Consider the following 22338-nt stretch of genomic DNA (forward strand, 5'->3'; position numbering starts at 1 on the left):
GTCGTTGCGACATGGTTTGATCCAGAGTAGCTCAATGGTGGAGCACCCGGCTGTTAACCGGTAGGTTGGAGGTTCGAGTCCTCTCTCTGGAGCCATTTGGCCCCTTGGTCAAGCGGTCAAGACACCGCCCTTTCACGGCGGTAACAGGGGTTCGATTCCCCTAGGGGTCACCAATATTAGGGAGCATAGCTCAGCTGGGAGAGCACCTGCCTTACAAGCAGGGGGTCACAGGTTCGAACCCTGTTGTTCCCACCATTTAAAAAAAGATTGCGGCCTGGTAGTTCAGTTGGTTAGAATGCCAGCCTGTCACGCTGGAGGTCGAGGGTTCGAGCCCCTTCCAGGTCGCCATATATATGCTGGTGTAGCTCAATTGGCAGAGCAGCTGATTTGTAATCAGCAGGTTGCGGGTTCGAGTCCCATCACCAGCTCCATATGCAATATACACACGCGGGTGTGGCGGAATTGGCAGACGCACTAGACTTAGGATCTAGCGGGCGACCGTGGGGGTTCAAGTCCCTCCACCCGCACCAATTTACAAAAAAAGACAACGATTGTTTATCGTTGTCTTTTTTTGTCTTTTTTTGTCTTTTTTTGCATTTTAATTGGAAGTATAAGTAGATACCTATATGGAAAATATTATAAGGAGTAGAATTTTATGTAAATGAATGAAGATAGATATAGAAGAGGTGAAGATAATGGAAGATTATATTGGTAGTAAAGACAAAAAGCTTCTTATTCTTGAAGATGCATTACTTTTGGAAAAAGAGGAAATAGATCAGTATTACAAAGAATATGTTAATCCACAGCTGGCTAACCTTTTAGGCCTATTAGGTTTAAGCAAGCAATTTGTAAGAGCAAGGGATACAAAGGTATGGGATCATAAAAATGTAGAATATATTGATTTTCTAGGCGCTTATGGTGCTCTAAACATAGGGCATAACAATGAATTTGTTAGGGAAAAAATTGAAAAAGTATTGGAGATGCCTAACCTCTTACAAACGGCTATCAATCCTATCACAACAGTGTTAGCAAAAAATTTGGCTTCTATTACTCCAGGAAATTTAAAGCATACTTTTTTCTGTAATAGTGGAGCGGAAGCTGTAGAAGGAGCATTAAAGTTAGCTAAAATAGCCACAGGAAAATCAAGAATAATCTATTGTGAAGGATCCTTCCATGGGAAGTCGATGGGGGCTCTCTCCGTTACAGGAAGAAATAAATATAAACAATACTTTGGACCTCTGGTTCCTTTGGCGGAAGAAATTCCTTATGGTGATATCTATGGATTACGGGATGTTCTAAGACAATTTGATGATGTTGCAGCTTTTATTGTGGAGCCGGTTCAAGGAGAAGGTGGAATTATTGTTTCTCCGAAGGGATATTTAAAAGCTGCTGAAGATTTATGTAAACAGCATGATGTAATGCTCATTGTTGATGAGGTTCAAACTGGATTTGGAAGAACTGGTTATTGGTTTGCTAGTGAAGAAGATCATGTTTCTCCAGATATATTATGTATGGCGAAGGCGCTTGGGGGAGGACTTATGCCTATTGGAGCATACATTGCGACTACAGAAGCATGGAATAAAGGGTATGGTAGTATGGAAAAATGCTTATTACATACATCAACCTTTGGGGGAAATACTTGGGCTACTGCCGCTGGTGTTGCTACAGTGGAATATATACATGAGAATCGTTTAGTAGAAGAAGCTGGAGAGAAGGGAGCATACTTTATAGAGAAACTACGACACTTACAGAAAGTATATCCACTATTGAAGGATGTAAGAGGTAAAGGATTAATGCTTGGACTAGAATTTCAATCTATAAAGGACAATAGATTTTTGAATAAGTTCGTTAGAGGTAAAACTGCGGATACTTTAGAAGAATATGTGGGAGGCTTGATAGCTACAGAGTTATTAAATGAGCATAAAATTATTACTGCTTATACACTAAACAATCCAAACGTTATACGCATAGAACCCCCTTTAACAATTTCTTATGAAGAAATTGATTATTTTGTCGGTGCATTGGATGAAATTTTAAGTAAATACAAAGGAGTAACAGATTTAGCAATTAATAATTTTGGAAATCTATTTCGATCAATTTTAAGGAGATAAAAATAATGGAAAAGTTTGCGTTTCTAATACATCCCATTGGGATAGATGATATTTACAGAAAGTACAAAGGATTAAAATTACTACCAGAGACGTTTGTAGAAAGATTGGCTAGTAGGATCTCTCCTTCGGAGGTTTCCCACATTACTAATTTATGTAGTCCATACAATCAAGCCGAGGGTTGGTTTATAGGATTACCTTTGACGACAAGAATGATGACAGTATTACCAGAAAAAAAGGTAATTGATAAAATTATAGAAGCTGGTAAAGTTGCTGAAAAAAAAGGAGCAAAAATTTTAGGACTAGGTGCCCATACATCAGTAGTAGGGGATGCAGGAGTTACCATAGCTGAGAATTTAAATATTGCTGTAACTACAGGGAACAGCTATACGGTGGCAGCAGCCTATGAGGCCACTAAAGATGCGTTGAGGCTGTTGGGAAGAAAAATCGAGGACAGTGAGGTTACTATCGTAGGAGCAAATGGTTCTATAGGTAGAGTATGTGCTGAACTTGCCTGCAGAGACAGCAAAAAGCTTACATTAGTAGGAACAAACCTAGACAAATTGGAAGGTGTAAAAGATAATTTAAAGAAAAAGTATGAAGAAGTTGATATTGAATGTACTATCGATTTAAGGAAGGGCATGAGGAATGCAGATGCAGTTATTACTGTGACCAGTAGTATTGAAGAGATCATATATCCAGAAGATATTAAGTCTGGAGCGGTTGTTTGTGATGTAGCAAGACCTAGAGATGTTTCTAAAAGGGTTAAAGATATGAGGAACGATGTTCTAGTAATTGAAGGTGGTGTGATACAAGTGCCAGAGGAGGTAGAATTTAATTTTAACTTTGGATTTCCTCCGAAACAAGCTTACGCTTGCATGGCGGAAACCATGATTCTAGCCTTAGAAAAAAGATATGATAACTTTAGTCTAGGTAGAGACATACATATTGAAAAGGTTGATGAAATCAATAAATTAGCAAAAAAGCATGGGTTTAAACTAGCTGGTTTTAGAAGCTTTGAAAGGGTAGTTAATGAAGAATATATTGACGAGGTTTTAATGAACATGAGACTAGCACAGGAAGTTAAATAACATGTATAAGGAAGGGACTCAAAATCTTAGATTTAAGTCCCTCCTTTAATGAGAATGAGTAATGCTATATAACCTGTTTGTTTGTTTTATCTTTATTTTCCTTATCAAATTTCATAAGTGAACGTATCGTCATAGGTAAGGCAAATAGATTAATAAAGCCTTCAGCATCTTTTTGATTATATACATCATCTTCACCAAAGGTAACGAACTCTTCATTGTATAGAGAATAAGGGGATGTGGAAGCCACAGCTGTACAAGTACCTTTGTAAAGTTTCATTTTTACAACACCAGTTACATATTGTTGTGTGCTGTCAACGAATTGATCTAAAGCTTCTTTTAATGGTGTGAACCAAAGGCCATCATAAACTAACTGTGCATATTTCTCAGAAATCCCCTTCTTGAAACTCGTAGTTGCTCTATCTAAAGCTAATTTTTCCAAGGATTTATGAGCCTCGAATAATAGGGTTCCACCAGGAGTTTCATAAACACCACGGGACTTCATACCTACAAGTCTATTTTCAACAATGTCGATAATACCTACACCGTGAGCCCCACCAAGCTGATTTAATTTAGTGATTAAATCGACTGGGGTATACTTTACGCCATCGAGAGCTACAGGAATGCCAGCTTCAAATCCAATCTCTACATAGGCAGGTGTATCAGGAGCATCTTCTGGTGCTACAGACATTTTATAAATAGAAGTTTCATGCTCATTCCATGGGTTCTCTAGATTACCACCCTCATGGCTTATATGCCATATATTGCTATCACGACTATAGATGTCTTTTTTAGTAACAGGAATAGGAATGTTATTTTTTAACGCATAATCAATACAATCTTCTCTAGATTTCAAGTCCCAAATACGCCAAGGAGCGATAAGCTTAATATAAGGATTCAATGCTTTAATGGAAGCTTCAAAACGAACTTGATCATTACCTTTACCAGTAGCTCCATGGGCAATAGCTATAGCGCCTTCCTTTTCAGCAATTTCCACAAGCTTTTTTGCAATTAACGGTCTAGCAAAAGAAGTACCTAATAAGTAATCATCTTCATATACAGCGCCTGCTTTAAGGGTAGGATAAATGTAATCAGTGATGAATTCTTCTTTTACATCTACCACATAGGCTTTGATAGCACCAGTAGATAAAGCCTTCTCTTTAACTGCAGCAAAATCTTCTTCTTGCCCAACGTCTACACATACAGCAATAACTTCATACTGATAAGTATTTTCTAACCACTTTAATATAACGGATGTATCAAGTCCTCCAGAATATGCTAAAACAACCTTTTCTTTTTTCATATAGAATCCCTCCAAATAAATCTGTTCTTATAAATATAATTATAAGCAATCATGAATAAATATGCAAGTACTTTTTAAATATTTATGCAAAAAAAATTTATATTTATGTATAGATGTATAATAACTGCTTTTTCAGCTAAATATCTAATAATTATGACAATATAAATAGAAAAAATAAATGCATAATATAAATAATGTTGAATAAATATGACGAAAAAAATTAAAGCAGAAAACTTTCTCTGCTTTAATCCTATAAAATATATCTATAAAAATATTATCTATTTTTAGCAACATGGATATTGTTTCTCACCTTGATTACACCTTCTACACCCATTGCAATTTCTTTTGCCATTTCAATATCTTTATAGGTATCTAGAGCACCCCATAAGGTAACTTCCCCATTAGAAACCCTTCGAGTAATATCTCTATAGTCTAAAGGAGATTTACTAAGTTCCTCCAAAATTTTGTTGCTGATGGCATCATCTGTATATTTGCCATGGCTTTCAATGTTAATATTATTGACTACATCCTTTACTCCTCGAACCTCTGCAGTTAACCGCATGGCAACGTGACAATTTTTTAAGGTATCTACATGACCCATAAGACTGACAACACCTTTTTCTACCTTTGCACCTATACCAACTGTACTATCGTTTGAATGATGCAATTTATTTAAAACTTCTTTTTCTATATGCTTGTCGTTAATATTGCTATCCATTGCAATTGTAATTTTATTTTCGATTTTTCTTACTCCTTGTATTTTGGAAGCAACTTCTTCTGCAAACTTCTTTTCCGCTAATACATCTACCATACCAGACATATGAACGTAGCCATCTTTACAGAAGACGTTGATATCCATTGCACTTTCTTCCATTTTTTCTTCCAATTGGTCTTTTATATAATCTACGATTAACTGATCCTTTGTGGGGATTTTATCATCAATAATTACATTTTTACGTTTGTTAGACATTGTATTCTTCCTTTCCTACTCTTTTAAGATTAGTTTATCTCAATTTATTGAAAATATGTTTAAAAGTTAATAAATTATCTCTACTTTTATCTAGAAGTTCACTTTTTTGACTATAATACGAAGGATATATAAATTATGATAAAGTTTAATAAGTAGGTCATAAAAATCATTTTAAAAGTTGTATAAAACCCTTATAATAAAAGATAAATACAAAATAAAGTTTTAGTTGAATGATATATGGAAATTTTTTTAGAAATATAATTTCTTGTGGATTAGAAGAAGGGTTTTTACTTTCTCATATGGAAATATAAATACTACAAATATTATAAGAAATTGAAGAATACTAAGAGGTGTTTTAGATGCAGGATTTAATGGAAATTATTCGAAATGTTGGAATGCGTGATATTGCCGATATGGCTATTGTAGCCTTCGTATTTTATAAACTTTATATGCTAATCAGAGAAACGAGGGCTGAACAATTAATCAAGGGTATTGTAGTCCTGCTTCTAGCAACGCAATTAAGCGAATGGTTACAATTACATGCTATCAATTGGATATTAAGAAATACCATGACGGTAGGTTTAATTGCTTTATTAATCGTGTTTCAGCCTGAGATGAGGCGAGCTTTAGAATATATTGGGAGAACAAAGTTTCTTACTAAATCCATCGTTGATATTGAGCATGAGGAAATTAATATGATGGTGGAGGAAATTGTAGAAGCAGCAGGTTCTTTATCTAGGCAAAAAATTGGAGCCCTTATGGTGTTAGAGAAGGATACAGGTTTGAATGAAGTGGTAGAAACAGGAACTCCTATTAATGGTAAAATATCAAGAGGACTATTGATTAATATATTTATGCCAAATACGCCATTGCATGATGGTGCTGTTGTTATTAGGAAAAGCCAAATTCTAGCAGCAGGTTGTTTTTTGCCTTTGACAGAAAGCAATAATCTAAGTAAGGATTTAGGAACAAGACATAGGGCAGGAATCGGAATTACAGAACGTTCTGATGCTATCGTAGCGATTGTGTCTGAAGAGACAGGTGCTATTTCTATAGCGGAGAATGGAAAGCTTATAAGATTTTTAGATGCAAATGGTTTAAGAACAGTACTAACCAATAGCTTTCAATCTCCTGAAAACAAACAGTGGCAATTTTTAAAGTTGAAATGGAGGCATAAAAAATGAGCAACTTTAATCAGAAAAACCTAATGCCTAAAATATTTGCTATTTTCTTTGCCTTAACTATTTGGGTATATGTTATGAGTGAAATTAATCCTAGGATAACTAAGGATGAACAAAATATTCCTGTAGAATTTTTAAATGCAGAAGAAATGCTTCAGTCAGGGCTGGCTATTAAAGGAGAAACAGACCATACTATTAGAGTACGAATAGTTGGTAGAAGAGATGAAGTGCAAAGGATAACTAGAGGACAAATAAGAGCAACTGCGGATATTTTAGGCTTTAGACCAGGAATTAATAATATTCCAGTAGAGGTTACTGTACCAGGGGAAGTGGAAGTTGACTGGAACCCTCGTTTTATCAGGGTGGAGTTAGAGGAGATCATAAGCAAACAAAAGCCTGTCAATGTTGTTATTGAAGGCGCCCCTCGTAGGGGATATACTTTAGGAGAGCTACAACATGAACCAACAGTAGTATGGGTTGAAGGTGCGGAAAGCTTAGTAAATTCTGTTGAGGTAGTGGAGGCAACGATTAAACTATCAGAGGAGTTTCAAAACATCAATACTTCCTATTCTTTAAGACCACTAAATAGTAGGAAAGAAGAAGTACCAAATGTTAGGTTGCAAACAACCCATGTGAATGTAAATTTACCTATAGATCAGCTTAAAACAGTAGATATTAACCCTATTGTAGAAGTAACTGCCGCCGAAGGGTATGAAATAAATAATATTTCTGTTGAACCAAGTACTGTGACAATACGAGGACAACAGGAAATTGTAGATACTGTTGAAAATATTGATACAGAAGCGATTGCCATTAACAATATTTCTGAGAACATATCAAGAAGAGTTAGTTTAAATCTTCCAGAGGGCATTGCTGTAGTAGATAGTACAGAAGTGAATTTAGCCATTACTGTAGACTCTTTAGTTGAAGAAATCTTTGATATAGCAAGGGATAACATAAACTTTAAGAATCTAGCACCTGGATTAAGGATAGACACCAATGATATACCAAATGAGTTACAGGTAAGGATACTGGCAAACGAAACAGTACTAGAGGCTGTAAATAGCGATAATATTAATATCATTATTGATATGGAGGGGCTAGAAGAAAACCAATACACTGTGGAACCTGTTGTGGAAGTCCCTTTCTTAATAGAAAGAAGGGCTAAGGAAATTCAATTAATTCCTAAATCTGTAAATATTAGAGTAATATCTGAAAACAGCTAAAAGCGCTAAAGAGATTAAATACAACTTAACTTTGTTTGAATCTAACAAAAGTCCTTTAAGGACTTTTGTTGTAATGGGGGTGATGTAGAAGGTGAAAAAACAAGAATTAGACGTCATTTTGAGAAGCACTAATGATGCAGTGATTGCTATAAATGATAAAGGACGAATTACCCTCTTCAATCGGTCAGCTGAAAGAATTACAGGTTTTATGGAAAAAGCGGTTTTAGGGATACCAGTGCAGGAGGTGATTACCAGTACTCGCCTGCCCTATATATTAAAAACAGGAGAGTCTGAGTTAAATCAAAAACAACCATTAGGGAATACAACGATTATTACCAGTCGTATGCCAGTAAAGGATGAAGATGGAAAAGTAATAGGGGCAGTAGCTATTTTTAGAGATATAAGTGAAGTAATGGATCTAACTCATCAAATTTATAAGCTGAAGGAGATGCAAAGTCTCTTGGAGGGGATTTTTCACTCAACTCAAGATGCTATTTCTGTATGTGATGAAAATGGTATTGGAGTCTTGATTAACCCTGCCTATACAAGGGTGACAGGTCTTACAGAAAAAAATATCATTGGAAAGCCTGTCACAGTAGATATCGCTGAAGGAGACAGTATTCATTTACAGGTTTTAAAAACTAAAAAACCTGTAAAAAATGCAAGATTGAGGATAGGACCTCAAAAAAAAGAAGTATTAGTTCATGCAGCACCAATTGTCGTAGATGGAGAGTTAAAGGGAAGTGTCGGTGTGCTTCATGACTTGACAGAAATAAAAAAATTAACTGATGAATTAATGACAGCAAAACAGATTATCCGTAAGCTGGAGGCGAAGTATCTTTTTGATGATATTATTGCAGAAGACCAAGAAATGCAGGCAGCATTAGGGAAGGCAAAGCAGACAGCTATGACACCAGCTACTGTATTGTTAAGAGGTGAAAGTGGTACAGGTAAGGAACTATTCGCTCATGCGATTCATAATCTTTCACAACGAAGATACAATCAGTTTGTAAGGGTAAATTGTGCAGCTATTAGTGAAAGCCTATTGGAAAGTGAATTATTCGGTTATGTAGAAGGAGCTTTTACAGGTGCAAGAAAAGGTGGCAAGAGGGGATTATTTGAAGAAGCTCATGGAGGTACCATTTTTCTAGATGAGATTACGGAAATTCCTATAAGTACCCAGGCGAAACTCCTAAGGGTGCTGCAGGAGAGGGAGGTTGTCAGGGTAGGCAGTACAAAGGCTGTTAACATTGATGTTAGAGTAATTGCCGCCACCAATATAGCTTTAGAGAATGCTGTGAAGAAGGGGAAATTTAGAGAAGATCTGTATTATAGACTAAATGTTATTCCTATTGAGATACCACCCCTTAGAAAACGTAAAAATGATATACATCCACTCACTCTTCATTTGATAAACAAATTTAACCAAGAGTATGGTAGAAATGTAGAGGATATCTCAAAGGAGGCTTTAGAAAGCTTGTTAGCATACGATTGGCCAGGAAATGTTAGAGAGCTTGAAAATTATATTGGCAGAGCCTTCATTAACATGAAGTATACTGACAAAACTATTAGAGAAGAACATTTACCTAAAATTATTGATATAGCCAATAACCTCATCGAGAGTAAAAAGAAGTCTAAGGAAGAATTTGCTGACAATAAGGAACATAGTTTAAAGGAGATATTGGAAGACGTGGAGAAGAAACATATTACAGATGTTTTAAACAAATATTATGGAAATAGAACAATGACATCAAAGGAATTAAAAATTTCTCTTAGAAATCTATATTACAAAATGGAAAAATATCATATAGACAATCGATGAAAAAAGTTGCATGGTATCATGCAACTTTTTTCATGCAAAAAAATGCATACTATGGTGTTACGACTAATTATATGAAAATTATAAAAAAGATTCATAAGGGATTTAATTGGTATTGCAACGTCTATAAAAAAATGTCGAAACCATGAAAATTGGCATAGCTTTTGCAAATAAACAGATAATAGAATATATACAAAAACTATGTGGGGTGAAAAAATATTGAGAGAATACATACTAGTCATTAATCCTGGGTCAACCTCTACAAAAGTCTCGTTATTTAAAGAAGAAGAAAATATTTATGAGAAGAAGTTAAATCACTCTCCCACAGAATTAGAAGAGTTTACTAAAATCACTGATCAATATGAATTAAGAAAAAGTATCATTTTAAAATGACTTCAAGAGATAGAAGTCAGTACAGAACAACTACTAGCAGTCGTAGGTAGAGGTGGTTTGCTACGACCCTTACCAGGTGGAGCCTATAAAGTAACTGAAGCAATGATTAAGGATCTAATTGTGATTCATGTAGGGGAAGATGAAATGAAGACTTTAAATGAAGGAGTTTTAAGGGTTATTAGAGGAGAAGAGGAATTTAAAATTTATGAGAAAGAGGTAAAAATCAATGATTAGAAATTTTCAAGATGTAATGAAGATTGCTAAAGAGCGAGGTCCTAAGATCGTATCAGTAGCTTGTGCAGAAGATGTAGAAGTATTAGTAGCTGTTAATGAAGCAAAAAAAGAAGGAATCGCTGAGGCTATCTTAGTAGGAGATCTAGAAAAGATGCAAGCTATTGCTGCAGAAAAGAATATTGATTTAGGCCAATTTCAAGTGATGGATATTAAGGATGCTACCGAGGCCTCAAGAAAGGCTGTGGAACTAGTTTCCAGTGGAAAGGCTCATATGGTGATGAAGGGCTTAGTAGATACCTCTGTTATTTTAAAGGCAGTATTAGATGGAGAAATAGGCTTGAGAACAGGAAATGTATTAAGCCATGTAGCTGTATTTGATGTAAAAGGTTATGATAGAATGTTCCTTGTTACAGATGCAGCTATGAACATTGCTCCAGATTTACAAACAAAAAAGCAAATTACCGAGAATGCAGTTCAAGTGGCCCACGCTTTGGACATAGAGGAACCAAAGGTTGCTGTGATCTGTGCTAAGGAAAAGGCAAATCCTAAGATGCCAGATACTATGGATGCAGCAGCTCTTCAAGAAATGAGCGAAAAAAGTGAAATTAAAGGTTGTCTAGTAGGAGGACCTTTTGCACTAGATAATGCTGTATCAGTGGAAGCGGCAAAGCATAAGGGAATTGATCATCCAGTGGCAGGTTATGCGGATATCTTATTGGCACCAGACATTGAAGCGGGAAATGTGTTATATAAATCCATGGTATTTTTCGCTGGAGCAAAAAATGCTGGAGTGATTGTAGGAGCTAAGGCACCTATCGTGTTAACTTCAAGAGCTGATAGTGATGAAGCAAAGCTATATTCTATAGCTTTAGGAGTATTATGTGCAGCAAAATTATTTTAGTCGAAAGGTGGAAGTAGCAATGAGTGAGACTTACAGAATATTAGCCATTAATCCAGGCTCTACATCTACAAAAATTGCTATATTTGATAACGAAAAGCCAGTATTTGAAGAAGTGTTAAGGCATTCTACTGAAGAGTTAAGCAAATATAATACAATTTTTGATCAATACGAATTTAGAAAAAATGTTATCCTTGAAACCTTAAATGAGAAGGGGATTAATATTACCAAGCTTGCAGCAGTAGTAGGTAGAGGCGGACTGCTAAAGCCTATAGCTGGGGGCACCTATAAGGTTGATGACAACATGCTTGAAGATTTGAAAAAGGGAGTTCTAGGGCAGCATGCCTCTAATTTAGGTGGGGTAATCGCTTATGAAATAGCGACACAATTAAACATTCCTCCCTTTATCGTAGACCCTGTAGTGGTAGATGAAATGCAGGATATTGCAAGAATCTCTGGAATGCCTGAATTGGAAAGAAAGAGTATATTCCATGCCCTCAACCAAAAGGCAGTAGCTAGAAGAGCAGCAAATGATAAAGGTGGAAATTATCAAGACTTTAATTTCATCGTAGCCCATTTAGGAGGTGGAATCTCTGTTGGTGCTCATGAAAAGGGAAAAGTCATTGATGTAAATAATGCATTAGATGGAGAAGGTCCTTTTTCACCCGAAAGAACAGGGGGTTTGCCAGCAGGGGATTTTGCAAAACTGTGCTTTTCTGGTAAGTATACCCATGATGAGATTAAGAAAAAGCTAGTAGGACAAGGTGGACTAGTTGCTTATCTAGGAACAAATGATGGAAGAGAAGTCGTAAAGATGATTGAAGCTGGCGATAAAAAGGCAGAAACCCTCTACAAAGCAATGGCTTATCAAGTGGCCAAGGATATAGGAGCTGCAGCAGCGGTATTAAAGGGTAATGTAAATGCCATCATCCTAACTGGTGGTATTGCCTATGACAAAATGTTTACAGGATGGATTCAAGATAGAGTGTCCTTCATCACTGAAGTTTTAGTGTACCCAGGTGAGGATGAAATGATTGCTTTGACTGAGGGTGCTCTAAGGGTGCTTAGAGGAGAAGAAGAAGCACAACAATATCAGTAAGCAAATGGTCAAAATCTTTGATTTCGTGGCAAGCGCTTATGTAGAGTGAAAAAGGTGATAAATATGCTAAAGGATCGTAGAATCCGAATTATAATTGGACATTATGGTAGTGGGAAAACTGAATTTGCAGTGAACTATGCCATCAATCTTGCCAAGGAAAATAAGAAGATTGCATTAGCAGATCTAGATATTGTTAACCCCTACTTTCGCAGTAGAGAAAAGGAAAGCCTTCTTGAGGGATATGGTATCAAAGTAATAGCAAGCTATATCAAAGGCTCAGGGTCAGATTTACCATCAGTGACAGGGGATGTTTTGGGACCTTTGCAGGATAAAAGTTATGATGTAATATTGGATGTGGGTGGAGATGCAGTAGGAGCCAGGGCACTAGCACGATACAAAGAATATTGGAATCCAAAGGATTATGATATGTTTTGTGTGATCAATGCCAATCGTGGTGACACATCAACTGTAGAAGGCGTGCTACAACATATTCAGTCTATGGAAAACACCTCCGGTGCCAAGGTTACAGGACTCATTAACAATACACATTTGTTGAGACACACAACCGTTGAAGAGGTTATTAAGGGCCAGGAGCTTTGCAGTAAAGTAGCTGGAGCTCTCAATACACCCATTAAATATATCACTGCCATTCATGAGGTAGCTGAAAAGCTTCCTGGCAATCTAGAAGGGACAATTATGCCTATAAAAATGATTATGAGAGAAGAATGGATGTAAACATATTAAATAGTTTAGGAGGTTTGACAATGGCAAAGGCAAAAGGAAAAGTAAAATTTAACGAGGATCGCTGTAAAGGATGCGAATTATGTACAACTGTCTGTCCAGTGAAAATTGTTAAAATGGATAAAAAGAGAATCAATATCAAAGGTTATCATCCAGCAACTGTTGAAGAAATGGATAAATGTATCGGTTGTGCCAACTGTGCAACGATTTGTCCGGATTTAGTAATAAAAGTTGAGAGAGAAAAATAGAGAGATCAATTGTGAGGAGGGAATACAATGACTAGAATATTAATGAAGGGTAACGAAGCAATAGGTGCAGCTGCCATCAAAGCAGGGTGTAGATACTTCTTTGGATATCCAATTACTCCGCAAAATGAATTGCCGGAATTTATGTCAAAGGAAATGCCTAAGGTAGATGGCGTTTATGTACAGGCGGAATCAGAGGTAGCTGCCATCAATATGGTCTATGGTGCAGCAGGGACAGGTGCAAGGGTTATGACATCTTCTTCTTCACCAGGAATTGCCTTAAAACAAGAGGGTATTACCTATATCGCTGGTGCTGAACTTCCATGTGTTATCGTAAATATCAGCAGAGGAGGCCCGGGACTAGGAGGTATCCAACCATCACAGGCCGATTATTTCCAATCCACAAGAGGCGGTGGAAATGGTGATTATAGATTATTAGTCTATGCACCTGCCAGTCTTCAAGAAGCGGTAGACTTAGTAATAGAAGCCTTTGACGCAGCTGATTATTATAGAAACCCAGTAATGGTAATAGGAGACGGTATGATCGGACAGATGATGGAGCCTGTTGAGTTTAGAGAGCCTGCTACAAAGAGAGAACTACCTACAAAGGATTGGGCAACAACAGGAACCAATAGTTCAAGAAAGCCAAACATTATTAATTCACTTGCATTAGATCCAGAAGAGTTAGAAAAACACAATATTAAGCTTGATAAGAAATATAAAGAGATGGAAGAAAAAGAAGTAAGATATGAAATGTATAAAATGGAGGATGCCGAGGTTGTAATGGTTGCCTATGGTACAACAGCAAGAATCGCAAAAAATGCTGTAGATGCTCTAGAAAAAGAAGGCATTAAAGTAGGATTGATTCGACCTATTACTCTATGGCCATTCCCTTACAAAGCCTTCAAGGAAATCCCAGCCACAGCTAAAGCTTTATTAAGTGTAGAAATGAGTATGGGACAAATGATTGATGACGTGAAAATCGCCAACGAAGGAAGACTTCCAGTAGAATTCTATGGAAGAGCTGGAGGTATGATTCCTACACCTGAAGCGATTGCAGCGAAGGTGAAAGATATTTTAGGGGGTGCAAAATAATGACAGTTGTATTTGAAAAGACACAAGGTTTAACCGATAAACAATTTCACTATTGTCCAGGATGTACCCATGGTGTGATCCATAGATTGGTTGCAGAAGTATTAGAGGAGTTAGGGGTAATAGGAAAAACCGTTGGTGTAGCACCGGTTGGATGCTCTGTTTTGGCTTATGACTATTTTAACTGTGATATGCATGAGGCATCCCATGGTAGAGCTCCTGCTGTAGCAACTGGAATAAAAAGAGTATTGCCAGAGCACGTAGTATTTACCTATCAAGGAGATGGAGACTTGGCCTCCATCGGAACTGCTGAAATTATTCATGCGGCTCATAGAAGTGAAAAATTTACAACTATATTCGTAAACAATGCGATTTATGGTATGACTGGTGGGCAGATGGCTCCAACTACCTTGATAGGACAAAAAACTACTACTTCTCAAGAGGGTAGAAAACAGGAGTTAACTGGAATGCCTTTGAGAATATCTGAAATGATGGCAACTATTGATGGTGCTGTATTTGTAGAGCGGGTATCAGTACACGATGTACCTCATATAAGAAAGGCGAAAAAGGCCATTAAAAAAGCTTTTGAAATACAATTAGAAGGTAAAGGCTTTGGAATTGTTGAAGTATTATCTACTTGTCCTACCAACTGGGGTATTACACCAGTAGATTCATTAAAATGGCTGGAAGAAAATATGATTCCTTATTATCCATTAGGAAACTTCCGCACACCAGAGGAGGGGAAATAATATGTCAACAGAAAAGATTATTATGGCGGGCTTTGGGGGTCAAGGAGTTATGTCTATGGGGCAATTGTTAACCTATGCTGGAATGATTGAAAACAAACAAGTATCTTGGTTGCCCTCCTATGGACCAGAGATGCGTGGAGGTACTGCAAACTGTTCAGTAATTGTATCTGATAGCTTAATCGGTTCTCCTATCATAACACAGGATGCTACTGCAGTAATTGTAATGAACCTACCTTCATTAATCAAATTTGAGAAGAACCTAAGAGCAAATGGAAGAGTGTTGATTAACAGCTCATTAATCGAAAAAAAAGCTGAGAGACAAGATGTAGAGGACTATTATATACCAGCGAACGAGATTGCAAACGAAATTGGAAATCTAAGAGTTGCCAACATGGTAATGCTAGGCGCTTACTTAGAGTTGACAAAAGCTGTATCAGTGGATTCTGTAATAGAAGCGTTTAAGAAGGTATATGGTGCTGGCAAGGAGCATCTTATTCCACTAAACAAAGAAGCCCTTGAAAGAGGAGCAGCAGTAGTTAGAGGATAAATGAACATAGGAAAGCACCTTATCATCTAGGGTGCTTTTTTCATGTTCAAAAGTATAGTATCTTCATTGTTATTCATAGCTTCTGCCAGTTTTTCATAAGATTCATAAACCTTTTTTTCTAAGGTAGTAAATAAAAGTTTATACGATTTTATAAAAACCCAAAATAGAAGTTATTCTCAGCGTTCTTTGCAAAAATTTATATAATAAATGCCTATAATTTCCACTAAAGAACAGCTTTATTAAGTTGTGAAAATATATTATGCTGTATTATAAAACACAAATAAATTAATTTTCAATGAATTTATTGCAGAGTAAATTCAGTACATAATAAATTAATAAACAATGCACTTAATACATAGTTTTGTACATTTTAAGCAACAATTCATACATTTCAGTATTATTTTCATACTAAATGCTAAAAAATTTGTAAAATGTAGTTAAAGGATAATTTAATTTATACTACCATCAAAATGTAAAGGGTGAGGAAATGAAGATAGAATACTACTTAGAAAATATGGAAATAAAATTATCAAAATATTTCGATATAGAAAAGTCATATAATTATATAAATACTGAATATCAATTGTTTGCAAAATCCTTTATTAGAAGTGAAAAATATATCGCCAGCAAAAAACTTACTATCTATGCCATTGAAAATAATGAATTCATTTTTGTGAAAACCTTTACAGAACTGGAGGAAAAAGAACTATTGCAGTTCACAGATCATCTTATGCGGGCTGCGGAGGATTATGTAGACCCCCATAGTGAGCATATGTCCACAGTTATTACTGGAATCATTGTTGTGGAAAAAGGGAGTGGAAAAGACTTAAGAAAGATGATTGAAAAATTTAAGTTTATGCGAAGCTTCGCCTTTGGTTTTAAAGGCTGGGTATATATTAGGCTATTGGTAGTTGACCTCGACAAAGGGGAAGTAATATGTAATAGAAGAGGGAGGGAGGTTAAAAAGTTTTATCAAATGAATGATTAGAAAGGAAGTAAATCTAATTTTAAAAGGAGGATTACCATGAACTCATTAGTATTAATTCTTATTTCAGTTGTTGTATTTCTAATCGCTTATGTAACCTATGGTGCATGGCTGGCAAAGCAGTGGGGAATTGACAATAGTCGAAAAACACCTGCCCATACAAAAGGAGATGGCGTTGACTATGTACCTGCAAAGGCACCAGTATTATTAGGACATCACTTTGCATCGATCGCAGGGGCTGGACCAATCAGTGGACCTATCGCAGCAGCTATCTTTGGTTGGTTGCCTGTACTACTTTGGATTATTGTTGGTAGCATTTTCTTTGGTGGTGTACATGACTTTGGTTCTTTATTAGCTTCTATTCGACATGATGGCAAATCCATCGGAGAAGTTATTGAAATTAACATGGGTAAAAGAGGAAAGAAATTATTTGCTAGCTTTGCTTGGTTAACTCTATTATTGGTTGTTGCAGCATTTACTAATATTGTTGCCAACACCTTTGTAAGTGTTCCTCAAGCAGCAACAGCATCTTTATTATTTATTGTTTTAGCAATCGTATTTGGTTTCGCAGTTTATAGAAAAGGCGTTTCTTTAGGAATAGGTAGTGTGATTGGTGTTATCTTATTATTTATCTGTATAGCTATAGGAAATATGTTCCCACTATCTTTAAGCTTCAATACTTGGGTTACCTTTTTATTAGCTTATATATTTATAGCGTCTGTAACACCAGTTTGGATTTTATTACAGCCTAGAGATTACTTAAACTCTTATTTATTATATGCCATGATCGCTGGAGCAGTTTTAGGCTTATTTATTACAAGACCAGCCATTCAATTAGAAGCTGTTACTGGCTTTAATGTAAATGGACAATGGTTGTTCCCAATGCTATTTGTAACTGTAGCCTGTGGTGCTATCTCTGGATTCCACTCCCTAGTTGGATCTGGAACCTCATCTAAGCAGATAGATAAAGAAAGTGATGCAAAGCTTATTGGTTACGGTAGTATGCTAATAGAGGGTGTATTGGCAACAGTAGCTATTATTACAGCAGCCTATGTTAGTAGAGAAAAATTAGGTGAATTATTAGGAGCAGGTGGACCGGTTAATGTATTCTCCGATGGTATAGGAACCTTTATGACTAGCTTTGGCATTCCTTTTACTGTTGGTAAATCCTTTGTTGCCTTAGCTGTATCAGCTTTTGCTTTAACTAGCTTAGATACAGCCACAAGATTAGCAAGATTTATTTTCCAAGAATACTTTAATGAGGAAGGCTCACAAAAATCACACCCATTAGCTAATATGTATGTAGCTACAGGAATTACAGTTGTATTAGGTGGTTTGTTGGCAGTTACAGAATATACTAAAATATGGCCAATCTTCGGTTCAGCTAATCAGTTACTATCAGCACTTGCATTGATGACAGTAGCTGTATGGTTGAAGAAATCTGGTAAAAACTATAGTATGTTTATAATTCCAATGGTATTTATGTTTGCCGTAACTTTATTTGCATTAGGATTCTTGATCAAAGCAAACCTTGCTGTTGGCAATATAATACTCGTTGTATTCCCAGTTTTACTGTTCGTCTTAGCCCTTGTATTGGCTTATCAAGGATATCACATTATGACTGCAACCGAACCTAAGAAAACTACAAAAGCATAATAAATAAAAAAACCTCAAATTTAGGAAGGATAATTGTTATCCTTCCTTTTTCTATGAGAAATTTTCCTTTGTTGTACATATACTATAGATATGATAAAATTAAGTGATACCCATTTGGAAGGGAGTTTTAAGTCTATGGGGAAACTATTTGGAACCGATGGCGTGAGAGGAATTGCTAATAAAGAATTAACACCAGAACTAGCATATAAGCTAGGAAGGATTGGTGCCTACGTTCTTTTAAAAGAGAAAAAACAGGGAAGCGTTGTCATAGGAAAGGATACCAGGATTTCCGGAGATCTTCTTGAATCAGCTATGACATCAGGATTCTTGTCAATGGGGATAAATGTAATAAGTCTAGGTGTACTGCCAACACCGGCAGTGGCTTATTTGACAAGACATTTAAAGGCGGAATGCGGTGTAGTAATATCTGCATCTCATAATCCAGCAGAGTACAACGGAATCAAATTTTTTAATTATCAAGGTTATAAACTACCAGATGAAATAGAGGATGAGATAGAAAACTATATATTAAATAATAAGGATGTTGAAACTCGACCACAAGGTAAGGCTATTGGCAAGCTTACTTATCTAGAGGACGCTACAAAGTTATATATTGACTATCTTAAGACTACGATCCAACAGGATTTAAGTGGTTTGAAAATTGCTATAGATGCTGCCAACGGAGCGGTCTTTAGAGCAGCTCCTCAAATATTAAAGGAGCTTGGAGCAGAGGTGCATATTATTAATCAGCAACCAGATGGTATCAATATTAATTTGAACTGTGGATCGACTCATCCAGAAGTATTGCAAAAACTGGTGGAAGAAACAAAAGCAGACATAGGTGTTGCTTTTGATGGCGATGCTGATCGGCTGATAGCTGTAGATAACCAGTGTCAGATTGTCGATGGTGATCATATAATGAATATATGCGGATTTTATTTAAAGAAACACAATAGATTGAAGAAAGATACTATTGTTGCAACTGTAATGAGCAATATAGGTTTAGATATTGCTATGCAGGGGCAGGGTTGTCATATTGTAAAAACCAAGGTTGGCGATCGATATGTTTTAGAAGAAATGGTAAAGCAAGGATATTCTCTAGGAGGAGAGCAATCAGGACATATTATTTTCTTAGACTATAATACAACAGGGGATGGGCTTTTAACTGCTCTACAATTGATGGCAACTGTTAAAGAAGAAGGAAAGAAACTGTCTGAATTGGCGGCTATGATGACCTCTTATCCACAGATACTAGTGAACGCTAAAGTAAAGAATGAAAATAAGGAAGCTTACCTTCAAGATGAAATGATTATGAAAGAAATCAACAGGATTGAAGAAATAATGAATGGTCAAGGAAGAGTATTAATTCGACCTTCAGGTACAGAGCCTTTAGTTAGAGTGATGTTGGAAGGAAAGGATCAAGAAGAGCTTAACAAATTAGCTATAGAGTTAGCTAAACTAATTGAAACAAGATTAACTTAAGTAGATAACCGAAATCTTCAATTTCGTGTTAGTCGCTTATACAGAGTGAAAACAGCTTGGGGTTAGTGGCGAAACTGACCCCAAGACATAAACTAATAAGGGGGGGGGATGTTTATGCTGAAAAACATTAAAAATTGAAAAGAAAGCGCCTGGACTTAGATTGCTGCGGAAGAAATGAGATCTAAGTTGACGAGGAACAGGGTTTATCGAGATATCGGCGGATGCCCTGCGGTGTGATTCACCACCGATAACGGATCTACAAAGCCGTCAAGCAATTGATGGTACAAAATGATCTTAGTGAAGGGTCTGTAAAAATATTTTTTGAAATATTTGTAGAGGCTTGGTTTTTTATTGTCTTTTTGAAAAGTGACTTTAATGAATAACTTGCATTGGATAATTATTGTGTTTTTGAAAAAAATATAAAAATAGAAATTCTTTAGATTTAAAGAATTGAGAGGAGATTATAACATGTGTGGAATCGTTGGATATATAGGGAATAAAGAAGCAGTACCTGTTCTCATAGAGGGACTAGGGAAACTAGAATATAGAGGATATGATTCAGCTGGGATTGCTGTTCATCATGATGGTGAAATTCATGTGAGAAAATATCAAGGAAGACTAAGTGTTTTGGCAGACCATTTGAAACAAGAAACCTTAACGGGAGCTGTAGGTATAGGGCACACAAGATGGGCAACTCATGGTGAACCATCGGATCGTAATGCTCATCCGCATACGAATGTTGCAGGAAATATAGCTGTTATCCATAATGGTATTATTGAAAATTACATGAAGATAAAGGAATGGTTAATTGAAGAGAAAGGAATTAGTTTTAAATCTGAAACCGACACAGAGGTAATTGCCCATTTAATTGATCACTATTATGATGGAGATATACTGCAGGCAGTTTATAAGGCTATTGCAAAAATGGAAGGAGCCTATGCTATTGGTGTAGTTTGCAAAGAAGAACCAGATAAAATTGTAGCTGTGCGAAAAGATAGCCCGTTAATTGTAGGGTTAGGAGACGGGGAGAATTTTATTGCCTCTGACATACCAGCACTTTTGAAATATACAAAAAAAATGCATTTGATTGAAAATGACGAGGTTGTTTTGTTGACAAAGGATGAAGTGAAGATTTTCAATGAGCTTGGTCAACAGATGAACCGAGAAATTTTCCATGTTACTTGGGATGCTGAATCAGCAGAAAAAGAAGGTTACCAACACTTTATGATTAAGGAAATCAATGAGCAGCCTAAAGGGGTTTCAGAAACCTTAATGAGAAGATTGGATAAAGAAGACAATATTGTACTGGATGGTATTAAACTAACAAAAGAGGATTTAGAGCATATTAATAAAATTTATATTGTTGCCTGCGGTACTGCATATCATGCTGGGTTAGTAGGTAGGTATGCAATAGAGAAGTTGGCCAGGATACCTGTGGAAGTGGATGTTGCTTCCGAGTTTAGATACCGTGATCCTTTTGTAGATGAAAACACTTTATTTATTGCTGTTAGTCAGTCAGGAGAAACACTAGACACGTTAGCAGCCTTAAGGGAAGCCAAGAGAAAAGGTGCTAGGATACTGTCGATTGTCAATGTTGTAGGAAGCTCCGTAGCAAGAGAGTCCCACGATGTTTTTTATACTTGGGCAGGACCAGAAATTGCAGTAGCCTCCACCAAAGCATATACCACACAACTAATTGCGATGTATTTAATTGCATTGCATATGGCCAAAACAGCTGATAGTATCAGCAACGAAGAGTATAAAAAGGTTATTCAGGAACTAAAAACTCTGCCTGAAAAGGTAAAAGGAATTTTAGGAGATATCGATAAAATACAACATTTAGGAGATGCACAATTTAGCAATGAAAGTGTCTTTTTTATGGGTAGGGGGTTGGATGTCAACGTAGCCCATGAAGGTTCCTTAAAGCTAAAGGAAATTTCCTATATAAATTCTTTTGCTATTGCTGCTGGAGAACTTAAACATGGAACAATTGCTTTGATTGAAAAAGGTACATTGGTGATGGCTTTAGCGACTCAAGATCACCTTTATGATAAAATGCTATCTAATATACAGGAAGTAAGAGCCAGAGGAGCTTATGTAGTAGCAGTTGCCAAAGAGGGAAATAAAGAAGTAGAAAAAACTGCTGATGTGGTACTTTATATTCCTAACACTATGGATGAACTGACGCCGGTACTAAGTATTATACCATTACAGCTTTTTGCTTACTTTATTGCTGTAGCAAGAGGCTGCGATGTAGATAAGCCAAAAAATTTAGCAAAAAGTGTTACTGTAGAATAATTATTGCCAAGGCGTAGTTAGGATTTATCGAATCATAATAAAGTCTGGTGAATAAGAATAAAGATTGATAAAAAATAATAAAGATTAGTGAAAGCCCGGTGGGTATTTGCAGGAAGAGGTGCTGCGGGTACACGCTGGGCTTTTTGTTATGTGGAACTTGCCAGGTAAGGATAAAAGGCTAGTCTGACAGACGAGGGGACAGGGACTTGTCTTTTCAAAAGAAA

At 36.4% G+C, this 22338-nt stretch carries 20 protein-coding genes and 6 tRNA genes; 24 read left to right on the forward strand and 2 right to left on the reverse strand.

All coding sequences use genetic code 11. The features are described from left to right. Positions 1–20 precede the first annotated feature (20 nt). The 8 genes from CHB72_RS21880 to CHB72_RS21915 all read left to right on the forward strand — a co-directional run bounded on the left by CHB72_RS21880 (position 21) and on the right by CHB72_RS21915 (position 3199). Positions 21–95, forward strand: a tRNA-Asn gene (locus CHB72_RS21880). Positions 96–98: 3 nt separating this feature from the next. Beyond that, positions 99–173: transfer RNA gene (locus tag CHB72_RS21885), tRNA-Glu, on the forward strand. Positions 174–179: 6 nt separating this feature from the next. After that, a tRNA-Val gene (locus CHB72_RS21890) sits at positions 180–255 on the forward strand. Between the two features lie 16 nt (positions 256–271). Next, positions 272–348, forward strand: a tRNA-Asp gene (locus CHB72_RS21895). Positions 349–355: 7 nt separating this feature from the next. After that, positions 356–431, forward strand: a tRNA-Thr gene (locus CHB72_RS21900). A 16-nt stretch (positions 432–447) separates the two neighbouring features. Then, a tRNA-Leu gene (locus CHB72_RS21905) sits at positions 448–530 on the forward strand. A gap of 165 nt (positions 531–695) precedes the next feature. Continuing rightward, positions 696–2111: an aspartate aminotransferase family protein gene (locus CHB72_RS21910; protein ID WP_089285041.1), complete on the forward strand. Its 1416-nt coding sequence runs from the start codon at positions 696–698 to the stop codon at positions 2109–2111. 5 nt (positions 2112–2116) lie between these two features. Beyond that, positions 2117–3199 (forward strand): shikimate dehydrogenase, encoded by a 1083-nt coding sequence (locus tag CHB72_RS21915; protein WP_089285007.1) that lies wholly within the window; start codon positions 2117–2119, stop codon positions 3197–3199. Between the two features lie 64 nt (positions 3200–3263). Here CHB72_RS21915 and CHB72_RS21920 read toward each other — a convergent pair whose 3' ends face one another. Together CHB72_RS21920 and CHB72_RS21925 are read right to left on the reverse strand one after the other, a co-directional pair. Next, complete coding sequence (locus tag CHB72_RS21920; RefSeq protein WP_089285008.1) at positions 3264–4499, reverse strand: argininosuccinate synthase; 1236 nt, start codon at positions 4497–4499, stop codon at positions 3264–3266. Positions 4500–4773: 274 nt separating this feature from the next. Then, complete coding sequence (locus CHB72_RS21925; RefSeq protein WP_089285009.1) at positions 4774–5469, reverse strand: BON domain-containing protein; 696 nt, start codon at positions 5467–5469, stop codon at positions 4774–4776. A gap of 359 nt (positions 5470–5828) precedes the next feature. Here CHB72_RS21925 and cdaA point away from each other — a divergent pair, with 359 nt between their 5' ends. From cdaA to glmS, 16 genes are all read left to right on the forward strand, one after another. Further along, positions 5829–6653, forward strand: a complete 825-nt coding sequence (gene cdaA, locus CHB72_RS21930) for a diadenylate cyclase CdaA (RefSeq protein WP_089285010.1) — start codon at positions 5829–5831, stop codon at positions 6651–6653. After that, positions 6650–7876, forward strand: a complete 1227-nt coding sequence (locus tag CHB72_RS21935; protein ID WP_089285011.1) for a CdaR family protein — start codon at positions 6650–6652, stop codon at positions 7874–7876. The genes cdaA and CHB72_RS21935 overlap by 4 nt, the downstream gene beginning before the upstream one ends. Positions 7877–7967: 91 nt before the next feature. After that, positions 7968–9698 (forward strand): sigma-54 interaction domain-containing protein, encoded by a 1731-nt coding sequence (locus CHB72_RS21940; RefSeq protein ID WP_089285012.1) that lies wholly within the window; start codon positions 7968–7970, stop codon positions 9696–9698. Positions 9699–9914: 216 nt separating this feature from the next. After that, positions 9915–10088 (forward strand): Butyrate kinase, encoded by a 174-nt coding sequence (locus tag CHB72_RS26075; protein WP_141131544.1) that lies wholly within the window; start codon positions 9915–9917, stop codon positions 10086–10088. A 57-nt stretch (positions 10089–10145) separates the two neighbouring features. Next, complete coding sequence (locus CHB72_RS26830) at positions 10146–10322, forward strand: hypothetical protein (protein ID WP_176431537.1); 177 nt, start codon at positions 10146–10148, stop codon at positions 10320–10322. Then, on the forward strand, positions 10315–11223 hold the full coding sequence (locus CHB72_RS21945; protein WP_089285013.1) for a phosphate butyryltransferase: 909 nt from the start codon (positions 10315–10317) through the stop codon (positions 11221–11223). Before CHB72_RS26830 ends, CHB72_RS21945 begins: the two co-directional genes overlap by 8 nt. Before the next feature lie 19 nt (positions 11224–11242). Then, positions 11243–12319: a butyrate kinase gene (buk, locus tag CHB72_RS21950; protein ID WP_089285042.1), complete on the forward strand. Its 1077-nt coding sequence runs from the start codon at positions 11243–11245 to the stop codon at positions 12317–12319. A gap of 63 nt (positions 12320–12382) precedes the next feature. Beyond that, positions 12383–13054, forward strand: coding sequence for a nucleotide-binding protein (locus CHB72_RS21955; protein ID WP_089285014.1), 672 nt, complete (start codon positions 12383–12385; stop codon positions 13052–13054). A 29-nt stretch (positions 13055–13083) separates the two neighbouring features. Beyond that, on the forward strand, positions 13084–13308 hold the full coding sequence (locus CHB72_RS21960; protein ID WP_089285015.1) for a 4Fe-4S dicluster domain-containing protein: 225 nt from the start codon (positions 13084–13086) through the stop codon (positions 13306–13308). Positions 13309–13335: 27 nt separating this feature from the next. Further along, positions 13336–14400 (forward strand): 3-methyl-2-oxobutanoate dehydrogenase subunit VorB, encoded by a 1065-nt coding sequence (locus CHB72_RS21965; RefSeq protein ID WP_089285016.1) that lies wholly within the window; start codon positions 13336–13338, stop codon positions 14398–14400. Further along, positions 14400–15146 (forward strand): thiamine pyrophosphate-dependent enzyme, encoded by a 747-nt coding sequence (locus CHB72_RS21970; protein ID WP_089285017.1) that lies wholly within the window; start codon positions 14400–14402, stop codon positions 15144–15146. The genes CHB72_RS21965 and CHB72_RS21970 overlap by 1 nt, the downstream gene beginning before the upstream one ends. 1 nt (position 15147) lies before the next feature. Then, positions 15148–15693, forward strand: coding sequence for a 2-oxoacid:acceptor oxidoreductase family protein (locus CHB72_RS21975; RefSeq protein ID WP_089285018.1), 546 nt, complete (start codon positions 15148–15150; stop codon positions 15691–15693). Between the two features lie 487 nt (positions 15694–16180). Continuing rightward, positions 16181–16681, forward strand: coding sequence for a hypothetical protein (locus CHB72_RS21980; RefSeq protein WP_089285019.1), 501 nt, complete (start codon positions 16181–16183; stop codon positions 16679–16681). Positions 16682–16717: 36 nt separating this feature from the next. Beyond that, the gene (locus CHB72_RS21985) at positions 16718–18334 is read left to right on the forward strand and encodes a carbon starvation CstA family protein (RefSeq protein WP_089285020.1); all 1617 of its coding nucleotides are present in this window, start codon (positions 16718–16720) and stop codon (positions 18332–18334) included. A 135-nt stretch (positions 18335–18469) separates the two neighbouring features. Beyond that, positions 18470–19816 carry a phosphoglucosamine mutase gene (gene glmM / locus CHB72_RS21990; RefSeq protein WP_089285021.1) on the forward strand — a complete coding sequence of 449 codons (1347 nt, stop codon included), beginning with the start codon at positions 18470–18472 and terminating at the stop codon, positions 19814–19816. Positions 19817–20284: 468 nt separating this feature from the next. After that, positions 20285–22114 carry a glutamine--fructose-6-phosphate transaminase (isomerizing) gene (gene glmS / locus CHB72_RS21995; RefSeq protein WP_089285022.1) on the forward strand — a complete coding sequence of 610 codons (1830 nt, stop codon included), beginning with the start codon at positions 20285–20287 and terminating at the stop codon, positions 22112–22114. The last annotated feature ends 224 nt before the right edge of the window (positions 22115–22338 follow it).

The sequence above is a fragment of the Anaerovirgula multivorans genome (assembly GCF_900188145.1).
GTDB lineage: Bacteria > Bacillota > Clostridia > Peptostreptococcales > Natronincolaceae > Anaerovirgula > Anaerovirgula multivorans.

Bases quoted from the DNA above. Each gene is read 5' to 3' on its own strand.
- CHB72_RS21910 (WP_089285041.1), top strand. From the start codon at position 696: ATGGAAGATTATATTGGTAGTAAAGACAAAAAGCTTCTTATTCTTGAA.
- CHB72_RS21915 (WP_089285007.1), top strand. From the start codon at position 2,117: ATGGAAAAGTTTGCGTTTCTAATACATCCCATTGGGATAGATGATATT.
- CHB72_RS21920 (WP_089285008.1), bottom strand. From the start codon at position 4,499: ATGAAAAAAGAAAAGGTTGTTTTAGCATATTCTGGAGGACTTGATACA.
- CHB72_RS21925 (WP_089285009.1), bottom strand. From the start codon at position 5,469: ATGTCTAACAAACGTAAAAATGTAATTATTGATGATAAAATCCCCACA.
- cdaA (WP_089285010.1), top strand. From the start codon at position 5,829: ATGCAGGATTTAATGGAAATTATTCGAAATGTTGGAATGCGTGATATT.
- CHB72_RS21935 (WP_089285011.1), top strand. From the start codon at position 6,650: ATGAGCAACTTTAATCAGAAAAACCTAATGCCTAAAATATTTGCTATT.
- CHB72_RS21945 (WP_089285013.1), top strand. From the start codon at position 10,315: ATGATTAGAAATTTTCAAGATGTAATGAAGATTGCTAAAGAGCGAGGT.
- buk (WP_089285042.1), top strand. From the start codon at position 11,243: ATGAGTGAGACTTACAGAATATTAGCCATTAATCCAGGCTCTACATCT.
- CHB72_RS21955 (WP_089285014.1), top strand. From the start codon at position 12,383: ATGCTAAAGGATCGTAGAATCCGAATTATAATTGGACATTATGGTAGT.
- CHB72_RS21960 (WP_089285015.1), top strand. From the start codon at position 13,084: ATGGCAAAGGCAAAAGGAAAAGTAAAATTTAACGAGGATCGCTGTAAA.
- CHB72_RS21965 (WP_089285016.1), top strand. From the start codon at position 13,336: ATGACTAGAATATTAATGAAGGGTAACGAAGCAATAGGTGCAGCTGCC.
- CHB72_RS21970 (WP_089285017.1), top strand. From the start codon at position 14,400: ATGACAGTTGTATTTGAAAAGACACAAGGTTTAACCGATAAACAATTT.
- CHB72_RS21975 (WP_089285018.1), top strand. From the start codon at position 15,148: ATGTCAACAGAAAAGATTATTATGGCGGGCTTTGGGGGTCAAGGAGTT.
- CHB72_RS21980 (WP_089285019.1), top strand. From the start codon at position 16,181: ATGAAGATAGAATACTACTTAGAAAATATGGAAATAAAATTATCAAAA.
- CHB72_RS21985 (WP_089285020.1), top strand. From the start codon at position 16,718: ATGAACTCATTAGTATTAATTCTTATTTCAGTTGTTGTATTTCTAATC.
- glmM (WP_089285021.1), top strand. From the start codon at position 18,470: ATGGGGAAACTATTTGGAACCGATGGCGTGAGAGGAATTGCTAATAAA.
- glmS (WP_089285022.1), top strand. From the start codon at position 20,285: ATGTGTGGAATCGTTGGATATATAGGGAATAAAGAAGCAGTACCTGTT.